The 11,053-nt window shown below is 70.8% G+C and carries 9 protein-coding genes; 3 read left to right on the plus strand and 6 right to left on the minus strand.

What is annotated here, in order from left to right; genetic code table 11:
- Window positions 1-286: VWA domain-containing protein (locus J1C73_RS32580; RefSeq protein WP_207319515.1), on the plus strand; the 286-nt coding region annotated here is incomplete at its 5' end.
- Here the strand turns inward: J1C73_RS32580 and J1C73_RS32585 are convergent.
- Window positions 235-1,431 (minus strand): sensor histidine kinase, encoded by a 1,197-nt coding sequence (locus J1C73_RS32585; RefSeq protein WP_207319516.1) that lies wholly within the window; start codon window positions 1,429-1,431, stop codon window positions 235-237. The two genes, J1C73_RS32580 and J1C73_RS32585, sit on opposite strands and share 52 nt — an antisense overlap.
- Complete coding sequence (locus J1C73_RS32590; protein WP_207319522.1) at window positions 1,428-2,081, minus strand: response regulator transcription factor; 654 nt, start codon at window positions 2,079-2,081, stop codon at window positions 1,428-1,430. The genes J1C73_RS32585 and J1C73_RS32590 overlap by 4 nt, the downstream gene beginning before the upstream one ends.
- A 160-nt stretch (window positions 2,082-2,241) precedes the next feature.
- Here J1C73_RS32590 and metG point away from each other — a divergent pair, with 160 nt between their 5' ends.
- Window positions 2,242-3,855, plus strand: a complete 1,614-nt coding sequence (gene metG / locus J1C73_RS32595) for a methionine--tRNA ligase (protein ID WP_207319517.1) — start codon at window positions 2,242-2,244, stop codon at window positions 3,853-3,855.
- 85 nt (window positions 3,856-3,940) lie between these two features.
- On the opposite strand, the gene J1C73_RS32600 is transcribed toward metG, so the two are convergent.
- The 4 genes from J1C73_RS32600 to aspS form a co-directional block, all read right to left on the minus strand.
- Window positions 3,941-4,522 carry a Uma2 family endonuclease gene (locus tag J1C73_RS32600; protein ID WP_372446776.1) on the minus strand — a complete coding sequence of 194 codons (582 nt, stop codon included), beginning with the start codon at window positions 4,520-4,522 and terminating at the stop codon, window positions 3,941-3,943.
- 68 nt (window positions 4,523-4,590) lie between these two features.
- Complete coding sequence (locus tag J1C73_RS32605) at window positions 4,591-5,406, minus strand: L,D-transpeptidase family protein (RefSeq protein WP_207319518.1); 816 nt, start codon at window positions 5,404-5,406, stop codon at window positions 4,591-4,593.
- 323 nt (window positions 5,407-5,729) lie between these two features.
- Window positions 5,730-6,704 (minus strand): intradiol ring-cleavage dioxygenase, encoded by a 975-nt coding sequence (locus J1C73_RS32610; protein WP_207319519.1) that lies wholly within the window; start codon window positions 6,702-6,704, stop codon window positions 5,730-5,732.
- A 193-nt stretch (window positions 6,705-6,897) separates the two neighbouring features.
- A complete protein-coding gene (gene aspS, locus J1C73_RS32615; protein ID WP_207319520.1) occupies window positions 6,898-8,682 on the minus strand; it encodes an aspartate--tRNA ligase in 1,785 nt (594 codons plus the stop codon).
- Window positions 8,683-8,847: 165 nt separating this feature from the next.
- Here aspS and J1C73_RS32620 point away from each other — a divergent pair, with 165 nt between their 5' ends.
- A complete protein-coding gene (locus J1C73_RS32620; RefSeq protein WP_207319521.1) occupies window positions 8,848-10,977 on the plus strand; it encodes an ATP-binding SpoIIE family protein phosphatase in 2,130 nt (709 codons plus the stop codon).
- Window positions 10,978-11,053 lie beyond the last annotated feature (76 nt).

Here is an 11,053-nt window from a genome sequence, read left to right on the forward strand (position 1 = left end):
GACCGAGGCCACCGGCCCGGCGCTGGTGATCTTCCAGACGGACGGCCCGCCGGACGCCAAGCAGGCCGCCCGCCAGGCCCTGACGGACGCGGCACGGCTGCCGCTGTTCTTCCAGTTCGTCGCGTTCGGCGAGGAGGACGGGAAGGGCTTCGACTTCCTGCGGAAGCTGGACGCCCCGAACGCCGGCTTCTTCCACGCGGGCCCCGCCCCGCGCGAGGTCGCGGACGCCGCGTTCTACCGCGAGGTGCTCGCCGCGCTGCCCGCCTGGGTCGCCGCCGGAGCCTGATCGGCTGGCAGGCGTACGGTCACGGCGAGCCCGCCCTCCGGGCCCGGCACCGCCGTGACCGTACCGCCGTGCGCCACTGCTATAGAACGTACGATCGAAAGGCCGAGCCCGGAGCCGGGCCCCATCCGGTCCCTGCCCTCGCCCCGCCGGAACGGCTCGAACAGCCCGGGAATGTCCGCCCCGTCCACCACCGGACCGGTGTTGCGCACCACGAGCACCCCGTTCCCGCCCGCGGTGGCCAGCGACACCTCCACCGTCCCGCCGGGCACGTTGTACGTCACCGCGTTGGCCAGCAGATTGCCCACCAGCTGGGCCAGCAGCATCCGGTTCCCCAGCACCGCGCAGGGCACGGTCTCGACCGTCACCCCCGGATGCCGGGCCGCCTCCTCCGCCACCACCCGGGCCAGGTCCACGTCCTCCCGCTCGCCCTTCGCGAGCCCGCGCTCGCTGCGCGCCAGCACCAGCAGCCCCTCGATGAGCCGCTCGCTGCGCCGGTTGTTGTCCAGGAGCGTCTGCCGGGTCCGCACGAGGTCGTCCGGCGTCGGGTCGTCCAGGCCGACCTGGATCGCCGCCCGCTGGGTGGCCAGCGGGGTCCGCAGCTCGTGCGAGGCGTTGGCGATGAACCGCCGCTGGCTGTCGAAGGCCCGCTCCAGCCGGGCGAGCAGCGCGTCGAGCGTGTCGCCCAGCTCCCTGAGCTCGTCGTCGGGGCCGCTGGAGGCGATCCGCTCGTGCAGCGTGTGCTCGGAGAGCCTGCGCGCCTTGGCGGTCATGGCGTGGACGGGCCGCAGGACCCGCCCCGCGGTCCACCATCCGACGCCCACCGCGCAGGCCGTCATCACGAGCAGCGAGGCGGCGGACCAGATGAGCAGCTGATGACCGGCCGCGTCGCTGACGTGGTCGGTGAGGTCGTAGACGGTCGGCGGGCCGAGGTTCCGGCGGGTGACGAGGGGGCCGTTCACCGCGTAGCCGGGCTGGACCACCGCGGCCGTGCGGGCGATGGAGCGGGCCTGCGAGTCCGTACCGGCGCGGGAGGCCAGGTTGACGGTGACGAGCAGGGCCGTGCCGAGCACCAGGAACACCCCGCCGTACACGAGCGCGATCCGGGTCCTGATCGTGGCGTGCGGCGCCCGGGCCGGACGCTTCACAGGGCGTACCCGACACCCTGCACGGTGCGGATCACCGCAGGTTCGCCGAGTTTGCCGCGCAGCTTGCTCATGCAGACGCGGACGGCCCCGGTGAAGGGGTCGGCATTGGCGTCCCAGGCCCGCTCCAGCAGCTCCTCCGCGCTCACCGTCCCGCCGTCGGCCTCCAGCAGCAGCTGCAGCACGGCGAACTCCTTCGGCGAGAGGTCCAGCTCCCGCCCGTCGCGGGACGCGGTACGCCGTACGGTGTCGAGCCGGATTCCGTACCGCTCCAGCTGCGGCGGTACGGGGCGGGCGCTGCGCCGCCGCAGCGCGCGTACCCGCGAAACGAGTTCGGGGAACTCGAACGGCTTGCCGAGATAGTCGTCGGCGCCCAGGTCGAGCCCGGAGACCCGGTCCTCCATGGACCCGGCGGCGGTGAGCATCAGGATTCTGGTCCGGGAGCCGGAGGCCACGAGGCCGCGGGCCACGTCGTCGCCGTGCACCCGGGGCAGGTCGCGGTCCAGGACGACGACGTCGTAGTCGTGCAGCCCCAGATAGGCCTGGGCGGCATCACCGCTGTACACCGTGTCGACGGCGAACCCCGCCCGCCGCAGCCCGGTGGCGACCAGCTCAGCCAGGATCTCCTCGTCCTCGGCGACCAGTACCCGCATCGTGATGTCCTCTGCCTCGTGCATGCGTGTCCACTCCATCCCAGGATGCGTCTTTGCTACGGGAAGCGATGTTTCGCAAAGCTCTCCGCTGAGCGCTCCGCGCCCGGCGCCGGGTTTATCGGTGCGAGTGGACCTCCCCCGGACCGTTAGGATTTCGACCATGGCGGCCACTGGATCAGAGAAGCAGGGGGGCGAGGACGTGCGGAGTTTCTACGTCTCGACCCCCATTTACTACGTCAACGACGCTCCTCACCTGGGCCACGCCTACACGACCGTCGCAGGCGACGTGCTCACCCGCTGGCACCGTCAGCGCGGCGAGAAGGTGTGGTACCTCACCGGCACGGACGAGCACGGTCAGAAGATCATGCGCACGGCCGAGGCGAACAACGTCACACCCCAGGCGTGGTGCGACAAGCTCGTCGAGGAGGCCTGGAAGCCCCTCTGGGAGCACCTCGGCATCGCGAACGACGACTTCATCCGTACCACGGAGAAGCGGCACACCGACCGTGTGCAGGAGTTCGTGCAGGACCTGTACGACAAGGACGAGATCTACAAGGGCGGGTACGAAGGCCCGTACTGCGTGGGCTGCGAGGAGTACAAGCTCCCCGGCGACCTGATCGAGGCGGAGGACGGCACGAAGCTGTGCCCGATCCACAAGAAGCCGGTGGAGATCCTCAAGGAGGAGAACTACTTCTTCAAGCTCAGCGCGTACGGCCCGAAGCTGCTGGAGTTCTACGCGGCCAACCCCGGCTTCGTCCAGCCCGAGTCGGCCCGCAACGAGATCGTGAACTTCGTCAAGCAGGGTCTCCAGGACCTGTCGATCTCGCGCTCGACCTTCGACTGGGGCGTCCCGGTCCCGTGGGACGACAAGCACGTCATCTACGTGTGGGTCGACGCGCTGCTCAACTACGCGACGGCGGTCGGCTACGGCGCCAACCAGGAGAAGTTCGACGGTACGTTCCCGGCGAACGTGCACCTGATCGGCAAGGACATCCTGCGCTTCCACTCGGTCATCTGGCCGGCGATGCTGATGGCGCAGGGGCTGCCGCTGCCCGGCAAGGTCGTCGCCAACGGCTGGCTGATGGTCGGCGGCGAGAAGATGTCGAAGTCGAACCTGACGGGCATCAAGCCGCAGGATCTGACCTCGCACTTCGGCGTGGACGCCTACCGCTGGTACTTCCTGCGGGCCATCGCGTACGGCAGCGACGGCTCGTTCTCCTGGGAGGACTTCACCGCCCGCTACACCTCCGAGCTCGCCAACGACTACGGCAACCTGGCCTCGCGCCTCGCGGCCATGGTCGGCAAGTACTACGGCGGTGCGCTCCCCGGGGCCACGGCCGCGGGTGAGGCCGAGCAGGCGGTGCGGGACGGGCTGGCGAAGGCCGTCGCGACGGCCGACCGGAAGATCGGCGAGGAGCTGGACTTCCAGGGCGGCATCCTGGCGATCTTCGACTTCGTGAAGCAGGTCAACGGCTACATCACGGAGCAGGAGCCGTGGAAGGTCGCCAAGGACGAGTCGCCCGAGGGCCGGGCCCGTCTCGCGACGATCCTGTACACGGCCGCCGAGGCGCTGCGCGGTGTCGCGGTCCTGCTGAACCCCGTCATGCCGGACACCTCGCAGAAGCTGTGGGAGTGCCTGGGTGCCGAGGAGTCCCTGGGTGCGCTCTCCGGCCAGCATGTGCAGGAAGCCGCCACCTGGGGCCGGCTGCCGGCGGGCGCGACGGTGACGAAGGGCGCGGTGCTGTTCCCGCGCCTGGAGGAGAAGCCCGAGTAAGGGGTTCGTACGTATGCGAGAAGGGGCGGGACCGCGCTGGCGGTCCCGCCCCTTCTCGCGTGCCGGGCTCCGGCTCGGGCTCCGGTCAGCGGACCCAGTTCTTGAGCGGTTCGGTGTCCAGCTCGATGCCCACCGGGTCGGGCAGCCGGACCGTCTTGCCGAACGGGACCGTCACCACCGTCTCGTACCGCACACCGTCCGGCTGGGAGTGCACCTTGACCTCGTAGCTGTCGCGGTCGATGAGCAGGTACACGGGAACGCCGGTCTCCGCGTACGCACGCGGCTTCTCGACCCGGTCCCGGAGGTCGGTGTCGTCGTCGTACGAGGTGACCTCGACGAGCATGAGGACGGCGGCGGGATCTGCCCATTCGCCTTGGCCGACGAAGGTGTCGATTCGGGCCAGCGTTCCGTCCGGACGCGCGTTGCCCTTCCGGTACGTCTCGACGCGCAGGCCCTGCTCCGCGAAAAGCCAGTTACGCGGATCCGACTGCATGCAGATCTGCGTGAGCCAGGCGATGATCCGCCCGTGATCCCCGTCCGGCACAGCCTTGACCCCCAGTTTCCCGTTCACGAACTCCAGACGCAGCGCTTCTTCCGCGCGTATGGCATGACGGGCCAGGTCCTCGAAGACCTCCTGTGTCAGCACACTGTCGTCGACCACGCTCACGCCTGCCTCCTCAAGAACCGGTCGGGCAGTCTCCAGGTTACGGTCCGCGGACCTGGCCCGCAGCGACTTCAGCCGCCCAGGGACGCGGCGTCCCCCATCACGACGACGGGGTCCTTGGCCGGGTCGAGGAGGCTCAGCAGCTCCCTCATCCGGCCCTCGCTGATCGAGACGCAGCCCTGGGTGGGGCCGCCGTGGTCGACGTGGATCCAGATGCCGCCGCCACGCTCCGTGCCGAGCGGACGGGTGTGGTCCAGGGGGGAGGTGCCGGGGAGGCGGTTGTAGTCGATGGCGATGACGTAGTCGAAGGAGCCCTCCAGCGGCTCCCCGTGGAAGCCCTCGCCCTCCACCTTGAAGTCCGGGCTCAGGTCGTACGGGAACACCATGGCCGGGGGATCGAGCCGGCCGCCCGCCGCGGTCAGCGTGTAGACGCCGACGGGTGAGCGCAGATCTCCCTCCCAGTGCTCGGCCGTCCAGCCGTTCAGGGCGTTGTGGGCGGCCCAGGGCGCCGTGGCCCGCCAGTCCGCGGCGGGGCCGTCCCGGGTGTAGAGCACGGCGGTGGAGCGGTTGGAGTCCGGGGACTCGCCCGTGACGACGAACACCTGCCGGGTACCGGCCGGGATCGCCGCCCTGGTCCGCGGGCCGAGCCCCGGGATCTCCCGCGGCGGGGCGGGCGACGCCCTGGGCGGTGCGGCGGCGGGCCCGGCCGCCGACGCGCCGCCCGCCGACGGGCCGGGAACGCCGGGGGAGCCCGTGGTCCTCGTGGGGGCACCGCTCTCACGAGAACCGATGATGCCGCCCGTTCCGCACGCGGCCAGCAGCAGGACGAAGACGGCACAGACGACGTACGGGAGCCGCAGGGGAACGCTCGAACGGGGCACGGACACGGTGGCTCCTCAGCAGTCGGCGGCGAAGCCGCGGGGGCTTTGCGGACGCGGCGTGAGGTCCGCTGTGCCGATGTCGGCCCAGGCAGTCTTTGCCGCAGCCGGGACCGGCCAATCCGGCACCGGGGCCATCCGGCTGTACCCGTTCGCGTGATTCATGTACTTGTATGCGCGCAGCCCTTGTCGGTGCACGTCTGTCGGCGCACATCACGAAGGGCCCGGAACCGGGTGCTGCTCCGGTTCCGGGCCCTTCGGCTCCGCGGGGGAACGGAGGCCTGAGGAGGCGTCGGTGGGCCGATCGGCGCGATCGGGTCAGGTCGGTGCGATCACATCCCCGTCCCGTCCTGCGTCCCGTCCGGGTCCACGCCCATGGTGATCGAGCCGACGACACCGCGCGCCATGTGGTTCTTCCGGTACGAGAGCTTCATCAGCCCGCCCGTGACACCGCTCTGGTCGTAGATGGTGTCCTCGGTGAGGGTCGTGCGGGTGGTGGTGCTGGCCGAGTACGGCTCGGCCTTCGCCGAGTCCAGGACCGCGGACTCCGCGAAGAAGAACTGGCCGGTGTGGCAGGTGTGCCCGCCCTCGTACCCGGCATCGGTCATCCTGCCGCCGACGTGCACCTTGGTGTGGATGTGCACGGCACGGCCCTGGTACCAGCCCGGGAAGATCGTCCGGAACTCCACGTACCCGTGCTGGTCGGTGAGCTGGGTGCCCCGCAGATAGCGCTCGTCGTCGGTGGGCTCGCTGTGCCCGCCGCCACCGCCGCCGGGGCCGCCGGGGCCGCCGGGGCCGCCGGACGGGGGCGTACCGGTGGGGGCGTCGGTCGGTGCGCCGGTCGGTGCGTCCGTGGGGGCGCCGGTCGGCGGGGGGCCGCCGCCCGGACCGCCGGGGCCGCCCGTGCTCATGCTCTCGTATCCGGAGTAGACGCCCAGGGCGTCGCAGTGCCAGATGTCGACGGCCGCCCGCTTGAGCGGCTTGCAGGTGTCGGAGTCGATCACCTTGAGGCGGAGGGTCATCGGGATGCCCTCCTTGTCCTCGGTGATGTCCTTACGGATCTTGTCGGCGTCGATGTAGTACGGGCCCTCGGTGGTCTCCGAGGTGAGCCGGTAGCACGCCTCGCCCTGCCCGGTGGGCTTCTTCCCGCCGCCGCTGCCGCCACGTTCGCCGCCGCTCTCGCCGGCCGAGGCGTTCGCGACGGCTCCGGCTCCGATTCCGGCCGCGGCCACGGCCGCGCCACCGGCGAGGATCATCCGGCGACGGGTCAGGTCCTTCTTGTGCGCGGGTCCCTGATTCTCTGTCATGCAGGGGAGGCTAGGGAGCCCAGCTGGCAGGGGCGTGAGCGCAGGCTGTGGGTTCCTGTGTGATTGCGGTGCGGGCCGCATCCCCGTGTGGGCAGGCTGTCCGGTGCGGGCAGTCGGCACGGCCGGGACGCGGAACAGCCCCCGGCCGGGTGGCCAGGGGCTGTTTCACGTGAAACCCGGTGCAGCTGACGGGCTACTTCTCGGTGGCGTCCTTCGCGGGCGCGACCGGCTTGCGGAGCTGGATGTTCAGCTCGCGCAGCCGGGTCTCGTCCAGCACCGTGGGAGCACCCATCATCAGGTCCTGGGCGTTGCCGTTCAGCGGGAAGGCGATCGTCTCGCGGATGTTGGGCTCATCGGCCAGCAGCATCACGATGCGGTCGACACCCGGGGCGATGCCACCGTGCGGCGGGGCGCCGAGGCGGAAGGCGCGGAGCATGCCCGCGAACTCGTGCTCGACGGTCTCGCGGTCGTAACCGGCGATCTCGAAGGCCTTGAGCATCAGCTCGGGCTCGTGGTTACGGATGGCGCCGGAGGACAGCTCGATGCCGTTGCAGACGATGTCGTACTGCCAGGCGAGGATGTCGAGCGGGTCCTTCTCCTCAAGGTCCTTCAGACCGCCCTGGGGCATCGAGAAGGGGTTGTGCGAGAAGTCGATCTTCCCGGTGTCCTCGTCCTTCTCGTACATCGGGAAGTCGACGATCCAGCAGAAGCGGAAGACGCCGTCCTCGAAGTGACCGGCGCGCTTGGCCGCCTCGACGCGGACGACCGACATGATCTTGGAGACCTCGTCGAACTCGCCGGCGCCGAAGAACACGGCGTGGCCGGGGACGAGGGAGAGCCGCTCGGTGAGGGTCTTGACGTCCATCTCGGTGAGGAACTTGGCGATCGGGCCCGCCAGCTTGCCGTCCTCGCCGACCCGGACCCAGGCGAGGCCCTTGGCGCCGTGCTCGACTGCGTAGTCGCCGAGGCCGTCGAAGAACTTCCGGGACTGGCCCGCGGTGTCCGGCACCGGGAGGGCGCGGACGTGCTTGCCGGCGAACGCCTTGAACTCCGAGTCCGCGAAGACGTCGGAGATGTCCACGAGCTCCAGCTTGGCGCGCAGGTCCGGCTTGTCGTTGCCGTACTTCAGCATCGACTCGCGGAACGGGATGCGCGGGAAGGGCGAGGTGACGTGGCGGCCGTTGCCGAACTCCTCGAAGAGCTCGGTCATCAGCTTCTCGATCGGGCGGAAGACGTCCTCCTGCTCGACGAAGGACATCTCGACGTCGAGCTGGTAGAACTCGCCGGGCGACCGGTCGGCACGGGCGTCCTCGTCGCGGAAGCACGGCGCGATCTGGAAGTAGCGGTCGAAGCCGGAGATCATCAGCAGCTGCTTGAACTGCTGCGGGGCCTGCGGCAGCGCGTAGAACTTGCCCGGGTTCAGCCGGGACGGGACGACGAAGTCACGGGCGCCCTCGGGGGAGGTCGCGGTGAGGATCGGCGTCGCCATCTCGTTGAAGCCGAGGGCCACCATCTTGGAGCGGATCGAGGCGATGACGGAGGAGCGCAGCATGATGTTGCGGTGCATGCGCTCGCGGCGCAGGTCGAGGAAGCGGTACTCCAGACGCCGCTCCTCGTTCACCCCGTCCTCGGCGTTGATCGTGAAGGGCAGCGGCGCGGCCTCGCCCAGCACCTCGACCTCGGTGACCTCGATCTCGATCTCACCGGTCGGGAGCTCCGGGTTGACGTTGTCGGCGCCGCGGGCGGACACCTTGCCGTCGATCCGTACGACGGTCTCCTTGGTGAGCTTCGCCAGGGCGTCGTTGCCGGGCGTGCCGGGCCGGGCGACGAGCTGCACCAGACCGTAGTGGTCGCGCAGATCGATGAAGAGGATGCCACCCAGGTCTCGGCGATTGTGCAGCCAGCCGCTCAGCCGGACGTCGGTGCCGACGTCAGAGGCGCGGAGCTCGCCGCAGGTGTGGGACCTGTACCGATGCATCGTCGTTCATCCAGTCTTCGCGGTTGGGGGCGGATACAGCCACCCCAGGCTACCGCCCGCGACCGGACCGTTTCATTGCCATTGTCCCCAGCGGGATCACCGGTGGACCCGGGACGGGGCGACCCTCGGTGGCGTTTGGGCCGTACATCTTCATAAAGTGGGGCAATGCGCACCGAGGATGTCCTGGCCGCGACCGCGACCGGTCTTTGGCGCTGGGACAACGCAGCCGGGACGGTCACGCTCGACGCGGAGGCGGCCCGGCTGCTGGAGCTGCCCTCCGAGTCAGGTGTCTTCCGTGAGTCGGAGGTGCGCTCCCGCTTCCATCCCGTCGACTGGAACGAGGTCTACGGGGTGGTGAACCTGGCCGTCGCCGAGGACACGCTCGCCGAGGCCCGGCTGCGGATCGTGGACGAGCGCGGCCGGGTGCTGCGTACCGTACGGAGCCGTTCCAAGCCGCTCCCGGCCGATGGCGGCGCGGACTACATGCTGGTCGGCACCCTCCAGGAGGTCGCCGAGCCGCAGCCCGGCACCACCGGGGCGCACACCCCGATCACCGGCGACTGGCGCCGGTCCCGGGAGGCGTTCCTGCTGGACGCGGGGCGGGCGCTGGCCGAGGCCCGGTCGACGGAGGAAGTACTGCGGGTGGCCTACTCGCTCTCCATGCCCGGATTCTCGCCGGAGGGACTGGCCGTCTTCGGGGTCGAGGGCGAACGGCTGACGATCGTCGGGCACCACGGTCAGCACGCCGGTGACGAGGGCCCCTTCAACGACATGCCGCTGGACACCGACTACCCGGCCGCGGAGGTCGTACGGACGGGGCGGGCGATCTATCTGCCCACCGCCGAGGACTACTACGCCCGCTACCCGGCCGCCTGGCCGCTGGCCCGGCGGTTCGGGCGCCACTCCTGGGCCTTCCTGCCGCTGATCGTGGCGGGGCGCACGATGGGCGCCTGGATGGCCGGCTTCCGGCATCCGGTGGCGTTCTCGCCGGACGAACGGTCCGTGCTGACGACGGTGGCCCGGATGCTCGCACAGGCACTGGCCCGCGCCGGGATCGCCGAGACCGAGCGAGAGCTCTCGCAGGGGCTCCAGCGCACGATGATGCCGTCCCTGGTGCTCAGCGTCCCGGGGATGACGGTGGCCGCACGCTATGTGCCGACCGGGGGCGGGCTCCAGGTCGGCGGCGACTGGTACGACATGATCCCGCTCCCCAACGGCCGTATCGCCCTCGTCATCGGCGACGTCCAGGGCCACGACGTGCGGGCGGCGGCGGTGATGGGCCAGTTGCGGATCGCCCTGCGCGCGTACGCCTCCGAGGGGCACCGCCCGGACGCGGTGCTCTCGCGGGCCTCGCGCTTCCTCTCCGGGCTCACCGACGCGCACGACGACGCGGAGCACACGGGAGCGCGCTTCGCGACGTGCCTGTACGCCGAGGCGGACCCGGAAACCGGCATCCTCGACATCGCACGGGCCGGGCACCCCGACCCCGTGGTGATGACCTCGGACGGGACCGCGGTCATCCGGCAGACGACGGGCGGGCTCCCGCTGGGCATCCAGGCGGACACCGACTACCCGACGACCCGGGTCACGCTGGAGGCCGGAGAAACGATCATGCTCTGCACGGACGGGCTGATCGAGACCGGCGGGCACGACCTGGCCACCGGCTGGGTCCGGCTCCGGCCGATCCTGGAGCAGCACACCGACGATCTGGAGAAGCTCGCGGACGCCCTGGTGCAGGCGGTGCACGGGCCGGCCTCGCACTACACGACGGGCCCGCTCGCGGACCGGCGCGAGGACGACGTCGCGCTGCTGCTGCTGCGCCGCGAGGGCACCACGTCCCGCCGGACCGCGCCGCGGCGGACCGCGCTGACCATCGCCCAGGCCGAACCGGAGCGGATCTCGGCGGCCCGGCAGCAGGTGCGCGAGATGCTGCACGACTGGGCGGACCCGGAGCAGGTCGACTCGGCCGTCCTGATGATCTCCGAGATGGCCACGAACGTGCTGGTCCACACGGACGGGGACGCGCTGCTGGTCGCCCAGGCCAGCGGGGAGCACGGGGAGCGGCGGCTGCGGGTGGAGGTGGCCGACGGCAGCGACGAGCTGCCGCACAAGCGGCGGCCCGGGGAGATGGCGTCCAGCGGGCGGGGTCTGGTGCTGATGGAGATGCTCGCGGATGCGTGGGGGGTCGATCCGCGGGGTGCGGGCAAGTCGATCTGGTTCGAGCTGTACGAGTCGGCGGAGCCGGCGGAACTGGCGGGGGTGCAGCCGGTTCCGGAGCCGGAAACGGACCGGTAGCCCCCGCCTCGGGCGCCAGGCTTCCGTTCTCAGGCGCCGGACGGGCTCGGAGGTGCGCCGGGGGACGTGTCCGGGG

The organism is Streptomyces laculatispora, from assembly GCF_017353455.1.
In the GTDB taxonomy this organism is placed as follows: Bacteria; Actinomycetota; Actinomycetes; order Streptomycetales; family Streptomycetaceae; genus Streptomyces; species Streptomyces laculatispora.